Annotated in this window: 17 protein-coding genes; 13 read left to right on the top strand and 4 right to left on the bottom strand. The window is 43.1% G+C overall.

The features are described 5' to 3' along the window. The first annotated feature begins 166 nt into the window (after positions 1-166). Positions 167-2308 (top strand): winged helix-turn-helix domain-containing protein, encoded by a 2142-nt coding sequence (locus BIW53_RS13305; RefSeq protein WP_070992503.1) that lies wholly within the window; start codon positions 167-169, stop codon positions 2306-2308. 66 nt (positions 2309-2374) lie between these two features. On the opposite strand, the gene BIW53_RS13300 is transcribed toward BIW53_RS13305, so the two are convergent. Then, positions 2375-4108 carry a HEAT repeat domain-containing protein gene (locus BIW53_RS13300; RefSeq protein WP_070992502.1) on the bottom strand — a complete coding sequence of 578 codons (1734 nt, stop codon included), beginning with the start codon at positions 4106-4108 and terminating at the stop codon, positions 2375-2377. Positions 4109-4116: 8 nt separating this feature from the next. Next, a complete protein-coding gene (locus BIW53_RS13295) occupies positions 4117-6051 on the bottom strand; it encodes a hypothetical protein (protein WP_070992501.1) in 1935 nt (644 codons plus the stop codon). Between the two features lie 256 nt (positions 6052-6307). Here BIW53_RS13295 and BIW53_RS13290 point away from each other — a divergent pair, with 256 nt between their 5' ends. Further along, complete coding sequence (locus BIW53_RS13290) at positions 6308-6733, top strand: hypothetical protein (RefSeq protein ID WP_070992500.1); 426 nt, start codon at positions 6308-6310, stop codon at positions 6731-6733. Here the strand turns inward: BIW53_RS13290 and BIW53_RS13285 are convergent. Then, on the bottom strand, positions 6723-7679 hold the full coding sequence (locus tag BIW53_RS13285; protein ID WP_070992499.1) for a LysR family transcriptional regulator: 957 nt from the start codon (positions 7677-7679) through the stop codon (positions 6723-6725). The two genes, BIW53_RS13290 and BIW53_RS13285, sit on opposite strands and share 11 nt — an antisense overlap. Before the next feature lie 155 nt (positions 7680-7834). Here BIW53_RS13285 and BIW53_RS13280 point away from each other — a divergent pair, with 155 nt between their 5' ends. The 5 genes from BIW53_RS13280 to BIW53_RS13260 all read left to right on the top strand — a co-directional run bounded on the left by BIW53_RS13280 (position 7835) and on the right by BIW53_RS13260 (position 11219). Beyond that, the gene (locus BIW53_RS13280; protein WP_070992498.1) at positions 7835-9058 is read left to right on the top strand and encodes an MFS transporter; all 1224 of its coding nucleotides are present in this window, start codon (positions 7835-7837) and stop codon (positions 9056-9058) included. 40 nt (positions 9059-9098) lie between these two features. Beyond that, entirely contained in the window at positions 9099-9644 is a 546-nt protein-coding gene (locus tag BIW53_RS13275) for a hypothetical protein (protein WP_070992497.1), read from the top strand. 16 nt (positions 9645-9660) lie between these two features. Continuing rightward, positions 9661-10056 (top strand): hypothetical protein, encoded by a 396-nt coding sequence (locus BIW53_RS13270; RefSeq protein ID WP_070992496.1) that lies wholly within the window; start codon positions 9661-9663, stop codon positions 10054-10056. 13 nt (positions 10057-10069) lie between these two features. Beyond that, positions 10070-10672 (top strand): SCO family protein, encoded by a 603-nt coding sequence (locus BIW53_RS13265; protein WP_070992495.1) that lies wholly within the window; start codon positions 10070-10072, stop codon positions 10670-10672. A gap of 283 nt (positions 10673-10955) precedes the next feature. Continuing rightward, on the top strand, positions 10956-11219 hold the full coding sequence (locus tag BIW53_RS13260) for a helix-turn-helix transcriptional regulator (RefSeq protein WP_070992494.1): 264 nt from the start codon (positions 10956-10958) through the stop codon (positions 11217-11219). A 107-nt stretch (positions 11220-11326) separates the two neighbouring features. Here BIW53_RS13260 and BIW53_RS13255 read toward each other — a convergent pair whose 3' ends face one another. Then, a complete protein-coding gene (locus BIW53_RS13255; protein ID WP_070992493.1) occupies positions 11327-13573 on the bottom strand; it encodes a M14 family zinc carboxypeptidase in 2247 nt (748 codons plus the stop codon). A 254-nt stretch (positions 13574-13827) separates the two neighbouring features. Here BIW53_RS13255 and BIW53_RS13250 point away from each other — a divergent pair, with 254 nt between their 5' ends. From BIW53_RS13250 to BIW53_RS13225, 6 genes are all read left to right on the top strand, one after another. Then, positions 13828-14106, top strand: coding sequence for a putative quinol monooxygenase (locus BIW53_RS13250; protein ID WP_070992492.1), 279 nt, complete (start codon positions 13828-13830; stop codon positions 14104-14106). Positions 14107-14227: 121 nt separating this feature from the next. Further along, positions 14228-14542 (top strand): DMT family transporter, encoded by a 315-nt coding sequence (locus tag BIW53_RS13245; RefSeq protein WP_070992491.1) that lies wholly within the window; start codon positions 14228-14230, stop codon positions 14540-14542. Between the two features lie 22 nt (positions 14543-14564). Then, positions 14565-14957, top strand: coding sequence for an ACT domain-containing protein (locus tag BIW53_RS13240; protein WP_070992490.1), 393 nt, complete (start codon positions 14565-14567; stop codon positions 14955-14957). 129 nt (positions 14958-15086) lie between these two features. Further along, entirely contained in the window at positions 15087-15920 is an 834-nt protein-coding gene (locus BIW53_RS13235; protein WP_070992489.1) for a DUF6279 family lipoprotein, read from the top strand. 493 nt (positions 15921-16413) lie between these two features. Beyond that, complete coding sequence (locus BIW53_RS13230; protein WP_070992488.1) at positions 16414-16800, top strand: hypothetical protein; 387 nt, start codon at positions 16414-16416, stop codon at positions 16798-16800. 42 nt (positions 16801-16842) lie between these two features. After that, positions 16843-17148 carry a DUF2834 domain-containing protein gene (locus BIW53_RS13225; protein WP_070992487.1) on the top strand — a complete coding sequence of 102 codons (306 nt, stop codon included), beginning with the start codon at positions 16843-16845 and terminating at the stop codon, positions 17146-17148. Positions 17149-17164: the final 16 nt, after the last annotated feature.

Genomic DNA, 17164 nt, shown 5'->3' with positions numbered 1-17164 from the left:
ATGTTGAGATGATTTTTATCTGACGTCTTGATGATGAATCAAAAATTAGGTTTATCAATCTGTTATATATATTTTGTTTGACTAATGGATAGGTTTCGATAAGGTATTGAGCCTGTACAGTCTCTTTTTTGAATGAGTGTATTCATCAGGATTAAGGTAATAAGCAATGCTGCACTACTGGATTGGTGACTTCTTTATTGATTTGTCGAGAAATCAGATCACACACCACAACACATCACAAACTCTAGCCCCAAAAGCGTTAGCGGTATTAACTTATTTGGCTGAGCGACAGGGCAAAGTGATTAGTCAGGATGAATTGCTTGATAGTGTGTGGGCAGGTACAGTGGTGTCGCCAAATACCTTACAGCGTAGTATTGCTCAACTACGAAAGGCGCTGGGGGATGACGGTAAAACTCAGGTACTGATTAAAACTCATGCCAAAAAAGGCTATAGCTTGGAATGTGAGGTTCGCACTGAAAAAGAAACCGTAGAGATGACCTCAGTTGATACAACCCCCGTGGAGACTTCAGCAACAGCTTTGGCTGCTGGCCATGAACCCGTATCGACAACTGCTAAAGCGCCTGTTAGATGGGGAACCGCGTTCATTGCTTTGTGTGTCGTGTTCATGGTTGGTTTTCATTACTTTTCTTCATCAAAACCCGTCCATATATCGGTTAGTGAAATAAGAGCACTCACTGCAAGCGATTATAAAGAAAGTTCTGGTAGCTATTCACCTGACGGTAAATTTATTGTTTTTAGCCGCTATTCGGATGAGTTATGTATTAACCATATCTGGGCTAAAAATATCGAAACGCAGGAAGAATTCCAATTGACCAAAAACTTGCGAGCGTATGGCGCCCATAGTTTTTCTAATGATGGTAGTAGGTTAGCTTTTATCACTCAAGAAGAGTGTGACAAGCCCATTACACAAAAAATGTGTTATCAATTGGTGAGTTTGGATTTTGCTCAGGCGCTAAATGCTCCTCAATCTCCCACAGTACTGATGGAGTGTAAAAACTCTGAGATCCGCAAACCAATATGGTTAAATAACAATGACATCGCTTTGTTACAAAAGCGCTCAGATGCATGGCAGCTGATACGTTATTCAGTTACACAAGGGGAAAGTACACCACTTTACGACATGCCAGGTGGCAGCATTAATGACTTTGATGTTTCTAGCGATGGCAACAAAATTGCGCTGACGGGGTTTCACAATGATGGTCATTACTATATTGAAATGCTCACACCACAAGGTGAGGTGGTATCAAGCCACCTTATTGAGTATCCGGCAAATGTTGCACAACATAGGCTGATTTATCCAAACTTTTCACCAATGGCAAATCAGTTAATTTTTAGCACTGGTCGAAGACTATTTACTGTGACACAACAAGGCAAAGTTGCAGAAATTAGCTTACCGTTGGTTCAGCCCATAGGCGTGCCCGTTGTTCATCCTCAAGGTCGAAAAATGTTGGCGATTAAGGGCTATTACGACAGCGATGTGGTGTTAGGTGTGCTTGATAATGTAGCAAATGCGACGACCCAATCAGGGCAAAATGACCAACATGACGTATATAACGTGCTCCATCGCTCTAATGTTGCTGAGGATAGCGCGACCTTTGCGCCCGATAAAGGGTTGATTGCATATGTATCAGAGCGCTCGGGTGACCCACAAATATGGTTAACTGATGGCAATAAAACCTGGCAGCTTTCAAACTTTGCAATGGACTCGCAAGTGTCTGGCTTAAAATGGGCAAACCAAGGTAACCGTATTTTGGTCAATGTGAACCGAACACTGGTACGTATTAGCTTAGATGCAAAGGTAGATACGCTCACCTTTGATCACCCCATAGAACAATTGTTTCAATGGGATAGCCTATCGAATACTGCGCTGGCACACATAAGAATTAATGGCATAGTTAAACTGGCATTGCTTGATTTGAATCTACTAAGTGTACAAGTTTTATTAGATTCACAAGTAGTTTGGGCTGACAGAGGCGCTGATGGGCAGGTGGTATATATGGATAAAATGCACCGATTCTGGCAGTTATCTTCTTTAGAGGCTCAGCATTTAGATACGCTAGAAGAACAAGGTAGTCGCAAACGATTCGTTATAAAAAATGGCGCATTGTATGGTATCAATGAAGCACTTCAATTATGGTCTTATCAACTGGACAGTGAAGAATTCGCGATTATAGGAGATGCACCAAGTAACGTGGACTATCTCACTGATGTTAACGCCACCCATGTGTTGATGGACATTAAACTATCCTCAAGAAAGGAAGTGGTTGAGCTAGTGTTACGCGACTAATAGTCAGTAAAACAAGTTATTTCAACCATAGTGTTTAGAAAGAAAAAGGGACCCAAGGTCCCTTTTTTAATTGTCGCCATGAATGGCTTGCATTAGGGCTCTGAGAACTTCTCGGTCCTTCTCTTTTTTAAGCAGGGGCTTAAGCTGGGACTTTACATCAATGTCAGCACTTTGCTGCTTGGCTGCGGCGTTAATGGCACTGAGGCGTAACGATTTATTCGTTGATTTTTCTGTGTAAGTAAGCAAGGTATCTAGCTGTCGTCGGTCAAGCTGATTGTTACCCATAGCGTCAAGAATAGCGCTTTTCGCTGTGTTGTTTTGCTCTGAACCTAAGCGCTTTTCGAGCATTTTTAAGCTCTGTGGGTTGGGCATTTTACCCAGCGCCTCAGCCGCGCGGCGACGTAAATCAGCGTTATCGTTACTCATAAACTTATTGATATTGTCTTGATGACGTTCATCACGACTGTTTCCTAAAGCATTCAATAAGCTCGCTTGCTTTTGCTGATCTCGCGTGGTGACTAGTTTATCTGCAAGCTTATCGGTAATCTTGTCCGCAAAATCACTGCCACTTTGGTTGTTGGCGATCACGCCCATTACCATCATTGAACTGCGAGAAAGAAGCTGCTCTTCACTACTTAGCTCGGTGCTATCTAGTTGAGAGAAAATTTCCTCAACTAAGTGTTCGGATAACGGATTTTCGATGTATTTTAACGCCATTAAGCTGCGAAAACGCTGTTTTCCTGTTATTTCACTATCAAGATACAAGTTGACGAGCAACTGGTGTGCATTGCTTGTATCATTCTGACCGAGTTTCAAAAATAAACGACTCAAGGCTTTGTCTGTAAACAGGCCATCACGAATGGCTTGCTGCAAAGACAGTAAGTACGCTTGGTTGTCGTATAGCAGTTGTTCCAATGTTTTTTCATCAAGGCTCGCTAAATCCATAGCCGTGAGTGTATTAATGAATGTTTGTGCATCTTGTAGTGGATTAGGCGCAGGCTTTGGATAAACAACATTGCTTGCCAGCATTGGCCATTTTTTAGGGTCTAGAGGTAGTGATAGCAACACAATTTCTGAAGACAAAGGCTGAGGGCTCACTTTGTATGAAACCTGTTGGCGTACATTAATGCGAATGTCGCCTTTTTCACTTTCAACATAGGTTTGATTTTCACCCTGTAGCTGGGTTATCCAACAAGCATTTTGTGTAATGTTGAACGTATCTGCTTTAACTTCAGGCAATTTAAAGTTAAACAGACTATTGCCTTGTGTTGTTTGCAGGTAAGCCAGCTTTTGCCTAATTATCGACGCTTGGTCAACACGCTCGTAGCGGACCTTGTAGCGCCCCATGCTGTCATCTTCTTCAAGCGTCACCGGCATGGCCAAATCTTGATGCTTGAGATGTTCAACATGCATGTTGTGGTAGATGGCGATTAATTTCTGCTCATCTTCGCTTTTGAGTTTGGCTGCAAAGTGATAGTCCAGTATTTGGCCCGAGACAGCACTTATTTTTACAGCAAATGGAACTTGGTAAAACGCAGCTTGCGCCTGCGTACCATCCACACTAAGAGATGCTTTATGAAGCTGTAAACCCAACCAATATGCTTTTTCAGTGCGCAGCAATGGCCTGTATACCAGCGAACCCGAGATACTTAATTGGTTATTGGTAGGGTGGTTCAATGTAGTCATTTGAGTGTTTGCTGTGGTGGAAAAGTTACCCCAGCTAGTGCAATTATCGTTGGCGCTGACACTGCCAAATGGCAGTGTCAGGGCGCTAACCATAAATAAGGTTAAACGCGACATATTACTCCTTAATTGGCAAAGTTCAGGCTGCCTTGAGTGCTAACTAGTTCCCAAGTTTTATCGTACAGCGCGCCAGTGTTATAAAGTGTTTTGGTAGCTTCTCTGGTTGGGAATGAACAGCAGAATTCATAGCCTGGATATTTAACCCACAGATAAAACTCACCTTCGATTGCTTTCATGTTATTACTGATGTCGAGACCATAAACTAATTCTGAATCAGACAAAACTTTGCTGATATCGATATACGCTTCTGCTGATAGGGTATCACCAATGATCAGGAAGTCTATGCCAACGCCACCGCTGGCAATCAGCAAGTCGATTCCCGCTGTCGCATATGCCTCAAGGCTGGCTGTTAGTACATCACCGCCAATGCTAAAGCGTTGTTGTTCATATTTAAGGTCAGTGTTGACACCCACGCTGCCCTTCACACCCGCTGAGACAGAGATAGGTACGATGACGATGGTGAAAGTAGTTGAGAACAGCTTTTGTTCTTCTTCCCAGTCATAACCAAAGCTTCTATTAAGCGCTTCAAGTGTTTCAGATTCGTCAAACAATGAATTACCAATCAAACTGGCTTTCATACCGTACTCTATGGTGCCATTGCCGCCATCGGCTTTACCATAGGCACTGGCGCTGAATAGGTTTTTACTTTTATCAAACATGAATAAAGAGAAAGTGCCGATTGCCGACGCGTAAGCCTGACCGCCATTCACATTAGCAAAAGACATTGATGAGGAGAATAATGGCAGAACCGCCACTTTTGATTTGTCACCATATAAACTTGCATAAAAGTCCATAATTAACAGTGAATCTTTACCTTTTATGATGACAGCTGAGGTATCATCGCCACCTATGTCTGATCTTGCGGCCATTGGGTATAGCATTTGGTTTTCTTGCGCTGCCGCTGCTTCTTTCAATTGTGCAGCCTGTGGGTGATCGTCAGGCACTTCATTTTTGTAAAGCGAGTAAGGAACTTCGATAGTCAGTGTGTTATTGGTCGTGTTGCTCTCAGCAAACTCAGAGGTATCTTCAATCGTCATGGTCAGCTCAAAGCTGTTACTGTCTGAATCTGCATTATATGCCTGGTGTAACTTGTTAAGTAGCACACCATTGATAGCGATATCATAAGGGAAGTAATGACTTTGCTCATGATCTTTGAATTCAATGTGCATCTTGTCATCGTAGTGATTTAGGCCTTCTTGCCAAAAGTGAACAGGTAAGGTTTCACCGTTAATTGTAATTGATGCTGATACGTTCGCGCTGTTTACACCAGAGCCAAACTTGCTTGCATCAAAGTGACCAATTAAGTCAGCTTCTTTGTGCTCTGGCGCATCTTCAGTGGTGGTTTCACGCAAACCAACATCAGGGAAAATAGCATAGCCATCGCCCACAACCAGTTTGTCCATGACGAAGTCATGGTATTTAGATGAGTCGATAGTAACCTGTGCGTAGGTTGTTAAATCACCCGTTTCGTGTCCGCGCGAGGCGTTATCTTCGAGGTCTTGCTCATCTTCAATGCTTCTAGCACTGTCAACATAACCTGCAATGAGGTATTCGCCACTTGGCATTTCTTCATTTGGCAACATCAACTGGGCGGTGAAACTTTGCTCACCCGGTGTTAGTTGCGCAATATAGTGAACACCCAAGTTGTAACCTTCTGGGTTATCATGGGTTTTAAGTTGCTCTACTTTGTCTTTAGGGATGGCCATAAAGGTCACTCCCACATGCTCAGTTTCAAGCAAAGTGGTGTTAATTGAAAAGTCGAGGCTAATAGGCTGACCTGGCTGAAAAAGGCCTTGCTCTGGGTCTTTAATTTCATCCAAGGCGACGTTTTCAACATCACTATTGATTAAATCGTCAGTGTTAACCTTGATTGAATTATCATCGCTTGAACAAGCGGTTAAAAAGAGTGGTAGCACTAGGGCTAAATATTTTGTGCGCATATTTTATTATTTCCATTATCAAAAACAGTGCTTTTATAGCAATAGAAAATGGAAGGAATATGGAGAATTATTCTATTGTGAATAGTTTTGGGGATTAATTATTCTTCAGTTCCCGTTCTTTGGCGGCGTCTTACACGGCATAAGTTGCAAAAAGCTCAGTATACTTTTTGTCGTTTTGCTACAATCAACCGAAGCGATATGTTCGTGATACACCTGAGTGGTCTTTGTTTAATTTGGTATTAAAAAGTTAGTGGTGATGTTTATACAACACAGTTTATTGACGAAGTTCATCTTAGGTGCACAGCTACTAAATATCGTTTTCATCGTGTTGTTTTGGCTACTCCCTATCGCTGATGTTGCGTATCGTCCAAAGGAAACGCTCATCCTGATTATTGTACTTGTGCTGGATATATTGAGCTTGCTTGGCCTTTTCAACAGGCGGTTATGGTCTTTAAAATTGATCGCCGGTATGTCGCTTGCCAGAGTCTTGAGTATTTCCGGGGCCACATTTAGCATTGAGCTGCCATCGGGAATTATCATGGGCGCTTCACTAGAAGTGAGTGGTTATACCTTGGGTATCAATGTTTGGGGGCTTTTGCTGGTGGGCTGTGCAATTGTTGCGTACAAGCAATTAGCCGTCAGTAGCGCACCCGCGGTAAAATGTAGTCGTTTTAAAACCTAATTTTGGGATCACAGTGCTGCGCCCACGTTTGATGGCTGCTTTCCCCTTGTTCTTCAAGCGATGTTACTAAAAAGTCCAAAAAGACCCTGACCTTAGCGGGCAAATATTCACGTTTAGGGTAGATGGCAAATACGCCGCTATCGGCTTGTGGCGGCCTGATATGAGGATACAGAGAAACCAGTGCTCCCGTGTCGAGGTAATGCTTTGCTAAAAAATGCGGTAATTGCGCAATACCCATTCCCTGTGCACACATGCTCGCCATAGATTCGCCATCGTCCGTCAAATGTGTTCGTTGTAGCTCACATAACTCAAATTCGCCTTGCTCGTTGGGTAAATAAACCGGTTGTAGCTGGCGCGTTTCTTTGATGCGAAAACCAATCCATTGGTGATGCGTAAAATCTTTTGCTGTCCGAGGAGTACCATGCGTGTGTAAATATTCGGGCGACGCACAGGTGAGAAAATCCATAGGGCTGAGGCGGCGGGCTACCAAACGGCTGTCTTTCACGAAGCCAGTTCTTATCGCAATGTCGATGTTATTTTCGATAATGTCGACATGTAAATCGTTAATTTCTAAATCTAATTTTATATCGGGGTAGCGCTTGCAAAAAGCAGGCAGGATTTTGCTCAGATAAAGGTGCCCGTAGCAAACCGCGGAATTGACTCGTAATGTGCCGCTTGGCGCGTCATTAGCATGCTTCAATTCCTTTTCAACATTCGCTAATTCTTGGATGAATTTGCGCACAGTATTGGCATACCGCTGGCCACTGTCAGTGATACGTAGTTGTCTTGTTGAGCGTTGAAACAGTACTAGATTCAATTGTGCTTCTAAGCGAGAAATAGCTTTGCTGACCGTTGAAGGGTCGGTATTACAGGTTTTGGCGGCAGAGGCGAAGCTGCCACTATCACAGGTGGCTAAAAACATTTCTAACGTTCTAAGTTTGTCCATTCCTTGTGTCTCTATTGCTCAATATATAAGTCGAATATAGCAGTAAAGATTCGTGAATACTATTCATGATTCTTTGGGTTCTTTGCCTGTTTTTCTATTTTTTTCAGCAGCATAGAATCAACCTCACGATTAACTAATCATTTTGTGAGTACATCATGTTTAAACCTATTCGACTCAACAAAGTGTCGGCCAGTGGCACGCTCGATTATCTACTTATTGCTTTTATTGCCATGGTAGGGCTGGCTTACCTTAACTTTTTACCTTCTGTTGTGAACGCGCTGGTTTATGGTATGGGATTAACTGAAGCACAAGCAGGACAAGTTGTGGCGCTCAATGGCTATGGCGCATTGTTAGGCTTAATAGGGGCGACCTTGGTAATTGAACGTTTGCCTTGGCGAACGGTGCTATTTGTGATGTTAGCGGTACTGTGTGTTGTGGATTTTAGCACTATTTGGTTAGATGATTACGCGACGACGCTGGTCTGGCGGTTTATGGGTGGGATATTGGGTGGTGTGAGCGTGGGTATAGCGTTTACCATATTAGCCAAGTTACACAATGGCGACCGAGCTTTTGGCTTACTGTTGTTGATGCAATTTGGTATTGGTTCGCTGGTTATTTATGTATTACCTACGTTACGGACTTGGGGTGGCGATCTTGCTGTTTTCTATGTGATGTCAGCGTTGTGTGCGCTTGGTTTGATTTGTCTGTTGCTACTGCCAAACTTTAATACTCCACCTCTGTTGGCAGGTGCAGCCAAACCACAACAGCGTCACAAGCAACAAAAAGACACTCGGGCATATGAACTTCTTTTACTGTTTGCTATGAGTGTCTATCTTATTGCCGCTAGTGCAATTTGGACCTATGTAGGTCAGATTGGCCTCAAAGCAGGTTTCGATGAAGAAATAATCAATATGTCTATCGCATTGACTGGGTTATTAGGGCTGGCTGGGGCAATGTTGCCCGTAATAGGCATTCACCGATTTGGCCGTTTGTACTGGATGCTTGCTGGGGTGGCGCTATCGTTTTGTGCCGCGGTGTTGCTGTGTTTTTCTTATCACCTTGTTGCATATATTGTTGCGATGTCATTGCTATTTTTCTCTTGGCCAGCTGTTCACTCCTACTTTCTTGCAGTAATTACGCAAGATGATAAGCATACTAAATTAGCAAGCATTGCGGCGCTTTTGTCTTATGGTTCGTTGGCAACCGGACCAATGTTGAGTTCTTTGTTACTCATTGATGAACGTTTCTTAACCATGTTATGTGGCTGTGCATTACTGTTTGGGATGAGCTTTTTAGTGCTACTAAAACAGATAGGCAGATACGAAATATCCGACAACAAACAAATAACAACATCGCCACGTGAGCATGCGGTGCGATAGGTTTTACAAAAACAGCGAATAATTGCTCAAGGAGATAGATATGATCCGCTTACTACTTAACAAAACTCTGCGTTCAACGGCACAGCGCTACGATTACGATGTGGGTTACATGCAGGACATTTTAACCACTGATTTATCGGCTTTCCTTAGATTTATGGGGTTTCAGACGATGGCTTCCTACTCAGGCAATTTACCGGCAGAAGTGGTGTACGCAGCAAGGCTTAGAGCGATCCTTTTTGATGACTGTGGACCTTGTACACAATTGGTTGTCAATATGGCGCTAGAAGCGGGGATCAGTGCTGAGCATATCCGTGCGATTATTGCTAAAGATGTGCACCAGTTGCCACCAGAGGTTGCTTTAGTCGTTGAGTTTACCGACTGTGTGTTAGCGCATAACACTCAGGCAGATGAATTAAGAGAAAAGATTCAAACGGTTTGGGGGCAAAAAGGGCTTGTCTCTCTAGGATTAGCTATCAGCTCAATGCGTGTTTATCCCACGCTAAAATATACATTGGGTTATGGTAAAAGCTGTAGTCGCATAACTCTTAATGACCTGTCATTGACTCCCAATATTGACCGATTTTAGCTCGCGCAGGTTAATCATGTCACAGACGATAAGCGTTAGAATCGCGATGTTACTGGGCTTGCTCGCTATGGTTAATGGCACATTTATGATTTTAGCGCCCGAGCCTTGGTATTGGTTGGTGCCAGGAGTGTCAGATAGGGGACCTTTTAATCAACATTTTTTGCGTGATATTGGCATAAACTATCTGCTGATAGGCGCTGCCTTTGTACTAGGTTGCGTTTACGAAAGGCAAAGATTGGCACTTTGGCTTTTTCCTGCGGCTTGGTTGTTGGGCCATGCACTTTTTCATATTTGGGAAGTATTTGTTGGTTTATGTAGCCCAATATTCCTTGTGATTGACTTTGTTGGCGTGACCTTACCGGCTTTGTTAAGTGTGTATCTAATTTATGTCAGTTATACATTACATCGTTAGTAGGCGCCTCATAATGGCAATGGCTGTTATCAGCATGGCAATTATGCTTGGGGTCATGCTGTCATTATTTGCACCTAAGGTTAGCTCATCTAATGGCATAGAGTGGTTAGCTAAACCGAAAGATATTGTGAATTTTACTCTGCGAACACAAACAGGGAAATACAACCGGCAATCATTACTTGGGCGCTTTAGTATCGTATGGTTTGGCTTTTTAAAATGTGTTGACGTGTGTCCTTTGAGCTTGATGCAGGCCTCGGAACTTGCAAAACAACTGCACAAACTGGGCACAGAACCAGTGCCTGTGTCTTTTGTTTTTGTTTCAGTTGACCCTGAGCGGGACAGCACTGAGCACATCGCACAATTTGTAGAGTATTTTGACGGTTCATTCCTTGGAGCCACCGCAGATAAATTAGCGCTTGAGCGGCTTACTAGCAGTTTAGGGGTACGTTTTCGTATCTCATCGACGGGGAAAAATTATAACGTATCTCACAGTGTAATGTTTTCGGTGATAGCGCCAGATGGCTCCTTAGTGGGGAGGTTCGCGCCTGGTTTTGACGCCAAAGCGCTCGCGCAAGAGTTACGAGTATACATGCGAGCATATAAGCGACGTCAGTAGCGGGGAATGGTAGTAACGTCATTCGTTTAAGATGATGAGATTCTGAAACAAGTTCAGAATGACGAAACAAGTTCACAATGGCGAAATAAGTTCATAGTGACGAGACTAATTAGGTGGCATTGCCCAAACACACACGTCGTCTTCCTGACGAAGGTCAGGATCTCTAAAGTGAATGGCATTAGGCAATGACAGAGGGTCATAGCTATTTAAACCTATGAATTAAATTACCCCACTTTTTAAAGAGTGAGTTGGGAGTGGGAACTAGGCTGTGATAAGGGCAGATATGAAAGATAATTTCATTAACAGACGCAAGGCTGCTAGCAGGTACGCGACAGAGCTGCGGTTACGTTATCGATATTTGCGTAAGGTTCAAGGGTTGACACAAGCACAACTCGGTGAACTGATAGGAGTGGACCAGGCGACAATCAGCAATTTTGAAAGTGGTAGAACTGTGATGAGTATCATGCAGGCTTATGAGATGGCGTTGATTTTAGATGGAGCCAGCGCAAAGGGGGTAATAACAGAGCGCGTTCTTGCTAGCAAGTAGGTTGAAAAAGCGAAGCGCCTTCCAATATATTGTCATGTTTTTTTAAAAGCCAAATATATAAAGAGCTCTGACGAAGACGAACGTTTTCGCCAGAGCCCATCAAGTTTCTAATCAGTTACCGAGATATAAAGCACTTTCAAGCCAAAGTAGTACTCATTGTCTACAGCGATTACCTCTACTTTTTGTTCACCGGCTTGGTCGAACTCATATTCAAGCACGGCTTCGTCAGATCTTACGTATTCACCGTTTATTCTCCAGCCGTAAAACGCGACCGAACCGTCTGGGTCGTAACTTTTCGAAGCGTCAAATCGGCAGCGTAATTTTTCGCACTCGTAGCTTACATTGACGATAGGTAAAACAGGGCCATCCATTTCGAAGGACTTTTCTGTAGAGTTACGCTGAGCATAGTTGTTCTCAACTTCGAGCTTAACTGTGTATGTGCCTTTTAGCCCAAGAAACTGTACTGTCGGCCCGTGTAAGGGCACATCTTCGTTATCGATGAACCATTTGTAGGTCAATTGCTCCTTTGGTGTAGACTCGGGCGTGGCGGTTAATGTACAGCTGCCATATTCACACTCTGTGATAAAGTCTGCTTGAGGTGCAGCAACAGGGGTTGGTGCGCTGCTATCTAGCGTTAGCTGTTGAGTGGCTTTGACTCCCCAGTTTCCATCTCTGTCTTGTGCTTGCACAATAAGAGTGTATTTGCCGTTTGGCCAATAACGGGTATTTAATGAGTGACTAATAAACTCTTCGGGTGAATCAAATACTCCATCGACAGGTTTGAGTTTAACTTTTCGACCAAACTTTCTACCGTGGCGTTTAACTCTTAATCGAACCTTCTTGATAGCTTGGCCAGGTTCAATTTGACCATCGTCAGGGGCGAGTAAAAACTCATCGCTTACCCTTGCTTGAAGGGTAAGTTCACTCCCTTGAGGAACCGCCATTGAGCCTGCGCCCGAGATTCTTAAGTCCAGTACTTCTGGGCCCTGTGGAGTTATGTATGGGGCATCGGCTATTTTGGCTGCATAGAGCAAAGCCTGCAAGTTGTTGGGCAATACCTCTTGTTGATAGCTTTGGCAGCTTTCAAAGAAGGTGCGACCCAGCTCAAATGCAAAACTGGCGACCCCCAACTCTGAGTAACCAAGCCCCATTGTAGTGCCATCCGCTGGATACAATTGCACGCCAGGGATCGCTCGGTACCCCGTAAATGCAGCAAAACGCTGGGCCAGTTGCTTTAATTGTGGCTCGTTAGGCGCAGCTTCATCGGTTGTATCATAGGGATATAAAATCATACCGCCAGCGCTGTGAATATCCAAAAATACGCCTTGCGTATCCAGTGGTGCGGCATCGCTTGGCAAGTCACCGCGGCGGTCCTCAAACAAGCTGCGCACATAGCGCTCGATAGCCTGAACTTCTGGCTCCGAGGCGGCGACGGGCCCCCGATAAGTTGACGCACATTGATCGCCACTTGAGCCATTATCAATGGCAAACCATTCGTAACTAAAGTTGCGGTTCAGGTCTACCCCACGCCTTTGTGGCGTGTCTGCACAATAGTTATCATTGGTATTTTTACGCCATAACAAGCCTGTCTCGGCTTGTTTACGCCCATCAGGGTTTGCCACGAAGAGAATATGAATGTCACGTTCTTGCAATATCCATTGTACGTCGGTGTTATTTTGATAGTTGTCTACCAAATATTGAGCAAACGCTAGGGTTGTTGCCGCTGTGGTGTATTCTCTAGCATGTATGGCGCTTTGCATAAATACAACAGGCTTAGGCTTTTTGCGTTTTTTGTTGTTCTTGCCAAGTACTAGAACATTCAGATCATAACCACCTAAGCCCTGTGTTTTTTCCCATGATGAACCAATTGGTTGCCATGAGGCCAGATGCGGATAACGGGTAGCAATGTCTTGGGCCTGTTGATAGGTTTCTTCCACACTGGGGTAGCACTGAAAACCAGGGATCCCTGTTTGGCTATTGAGACTACTGACTTTAATTGACTGCGCCGTTTTGGCGGTGGTCTCTTGTTGCAGTGCTTGTTTGAGGTGAGGCTGGTTTTTAAGTGCATGTTTGGCCTCAACCGGCAGCACAAAATATCCGCGCTCACGCAGCTCATCGACATCATGGTTCTCAAGTAACAGGGTAACAACACTGTTTTGCCTGTCTATAAGGGCATCATGATATTCATGTGCCAATTGATAGCTGTGTTGCTCACTGTTGGCTAATATACGATAAGTTTTTAAGGTGTTTATGGTATTGTCTGAATTACTAGGAAGCTTTGAGTTTGACTGCGTGGTGGCGTAGCTGGTCGTGATTGATAACGCGAGCAGCATCATTGCTGAAGTTAATTTCATGTTATTTCCTTATTACTGATAGTTATTGTTATTTGGTAATATTTTTACAGCGTAAATCGACTCCTATGTTGTTTACGTTTAATCTACCGTAAATAGAAACAGATTGTTTTTCAATCTAATTTTTCACTTTATAATGCTGCTACTTGAACCTGAAATATGCAAAATAGTGGGACCAGCCTAGATTTATTTAGGGCTATAAGGTGATGGTGTAGCTATGTTCAAATATATAAATAATTCCTAAAAATAAGGCGGTTATGAATAAAATTATATTGCGTGGATATATTTTGGTTCCGCAACCGGAACTTTGTCAGGTGAAGCAAGCATTAGACGAGCATATTGAGCTAACACGCTCTGAATCAGGCTGCATTGTGTTCGAAGTGACCCAACACTCTGATGATCCACTGCGATTTGATGTCTACGAAGAGTTTGTTGATGCTGAGGCATTTAAACAACATCAAAACCGTGTCATCGCCTCTGATTGGGGGGCAAAAACACAAAATGTTGCTCGTCATTATCACATCGAAGGATTGTGACGCTGCACATTGTTGACAGTAAATAAAATGCGTTTTAGCCTAAGTACTCTTGTTTACCATGAAGTGAGGACGACCTCACCGCTCTATCTCATACGGGGACGGCCCCATAGATGGAGTGTATATGTCTTGGTTTTATCTTGTTCTAGCTGGTTTGTTTGAAGCGCTCTGGCTTGTCTTTTTGGAAAAATCGGCGTCTTTTTCTAACCCACGCTTTGTGATTTTGGCGTGTGGCTCAATGGCTATTAGTCTGTATTTATTTGCTATATCTATCAAGGGGATTGCGGTTGCAATTGCCTATATGGTTTGGCTTGGGGTAGGCGTATTTAGTCTTACGGTTATTAACCATGTATTTCTAGGTAGCACGATATCGCTCATGCAAAGCGCTTTTATGCTGATGTTGTTCATTGCCATTATTGGCCTTAAAGCGACGAGTTAAAGATATTAAGAGGAAAAAAATTATGACAGGTGAAACTAACTTAGCCATCTTGCTTAAGTCGATGTTGCCCACTTTGCTCGATGGAGAGTTTGTATTTATCTCCTTGGCGGATGGATGTTATGGTGATGCTGCACAGTTACAACCAAAAGCGATGTTTATGGAGTCTGAGGGGATGACATTGGTTGTTCCCAAGGCGCTGGCTGACAAGCATCATCACGCTTATGACTCGGTGTTTAATTGTATTACCCTGAATGTTCATTCAAGCCTTGATGCGGTTGGACTGACAGCCGCTTTTGCTGCAAAGTTGACCGAAAAGAGCATCAGCGCCAACGTGATAGCGGGTTATTACCATGACCATATTTTTGTACAAACACATAAGGCACATGAGGCTATACAAGCATTATGTGAGTTTTGATGCCTGAGTAATAGCTGGCTGAACCGGACTAAAATACATATTTTGAAATACTTTCAGACACTTTTTTAATCTATTTTCTTTGCAACCATGTATAGACTAGGGGGAGAAACGTTATCAATGGGATAAAAAATGAAAAAAATAATATTGATGCTCACCTTGCTGATATTGGCTGGTTGTTCGACAAAATTCGTGTACAGAAATGCCGATTGGCTAACCTACTGGTATTTAGATGATTATATTTCTTTAGACAGTGAGCAAGAAGATCGTTTTGACGAGCGTTTATTAGATTGGTTACAGTGGCATAAAACTCAAGAGCTGGGTAAATATGTTGCACACCTCAATGAGATTAAAAGCGATGTACAAACGGGCAAAATCTCGGAGCAGCGTATCGCTGAACACCAGCAGAAGATGCTGTCTCATTGGCATCGAGTAAGAAGTAAGCTCACCCCAGACTTGGCACAAATGGCGCATATGCTTAGCAAAGAACAGGTCAATGAACTGTTTGTAGAGTTAACGGAGTCTGAGCAAAAAAATGCCAAAAGACGTGAAAAGCAAACCGCTGAACAGCGTAAAAAGCGCTGGATTGAGGGCAATAAGGATAACCTTACACAGTGGTTGGGTAAGCTAACAGATGAGCAAGAGCTATTATTAGAGGAAGTACATGGTAAAAAATCCAGTACAGCAGAGCTTTGGCATCAATATCGCACAACTTACCACCAACAGCTAAAAGCGCTGTTTGACCAGCCAGACAGAGGCGAAAATTTCACCACCACCTTATTGGCTTTGTTGAACGACCCTGAACAATTTAGATCTGATGAATTGAACAAGATGAATGCTCATAATCAAGCATTGGACCGTGAGTTTTTAGTTAAAATCTACCACAGTTTAACTGACAAACAGCGTGCACGCTTGGTCCGTGAGCTCGATGAACTAGCGGAAGATCTCGCCTCTTTACAAGAGTAAAACTAGCCCGATGATTTAGTTGATAAAAAGTCCACTTCAGTGGGCTTTCTTATTTGAAGCAGCTGGAAGTTCGAGTCTGATCTGACCCTTTTATTGCTGTTATAAGCAATGTTGGATGGCGCTGCTGCACCGTTTATTCAACTTACATGCGAAGCATTTTATTACTAAAGAGTAACCAAAACTTCATAACTTGAAAGGTAGAATACAGTATAAGCAATTTTTCAGGTGTTGAAACTCAAAGCTTAGTACTTTAAACCTAACCAAGGTAGCACAGTGACTTAACTATGAAAGTCGTGACTACAAAGACTAATCAGGCTAGATGAAAAGTAAGATTTTACTGTTATATTTGAGTAGCTACAAAGACAAAGTCTGCAATAGGGAGTGTTGACAAGAAGTGCTGTTCTTGTATTTGTTGGGGAATATGAAACTTATTTAACACGTTGTTTAACAAGTACTTTCATAAAGAAAGCTAAACCACATAAAGGAGTGAGTGATGGAAGAGGTGGGAAAGGTTCGGCTCAACTTTCTAAGAGCTATGTATGTTTTTATTGTTATCGGTCTGGGGCTTTCAAATACGCCTGAGGCCATCTCTGAAATGGGGAGAGCTGCGGATTCATATACGGTGATCAATGCGATGCTGATGGGGTTTATGATTTTGGCATTGGTTGGGGTGTTTTTTCCTTTAAAGATGCTGCCTATTTTAATGTTTGAGTTGCTATGGAAAGTAATATGGCTGGCCATGTTCGCGCTACCAATACATTTGAGCGCAGGCTTGGATGAGTACGCGACAGATGTGGCGTTTGCTTGTTTTATCGGTGTGGTTTTGACTCCACTGGTGTTACCTTGGCGCTATATCTTTAAAACCTATTTTGTTAGATAAGTAGGTTCAGCTACAAATAAGTACTAAGGGAAGTATCTGAAAATGAAGCATCTCTATTTTGTTCTTACTTTTTTAGGCGCATGTGTTCCTTTGGTGGTGTTGCTGTCGTGGTTAGCTGAGCATGGGCTTGATGTTGTGTCGTTTTATTACGGTGCTATCAGTCACCCTGTGAGTTTGTTTGCTTGGTTAGATGTAATAGTTGCGGCGCTTGTGCTGGTGGTTTTTATTGTTGTTGATGGTAATAAACATCAGGTCGCGGGGCGTTGGTATGCAATAGTGGGGACGTTGTGTGTGGGTGTGTCGTTTGGCTTCCCTTTGTATTTGTATTTGAAAGAACGCGGCCGTTGAGCTAAAAAAGCACAAA

This window comes from Pseudoalteromonas byunsanensis, assembly GCF_001854475.1.
Classification (GTDB): domain Bacteria; phylum Pseudomonadota; class Gammaproteobacteria; order Enterobacterales; family Alteromonadaceae; genus Pseudoalteromonas; species Pseudoalteromonas byunsanensis.
Note: the sequence above shows the minus strand (reverse complement) of the source record. Positions and strands in the feature narration are given on the sequence as shown.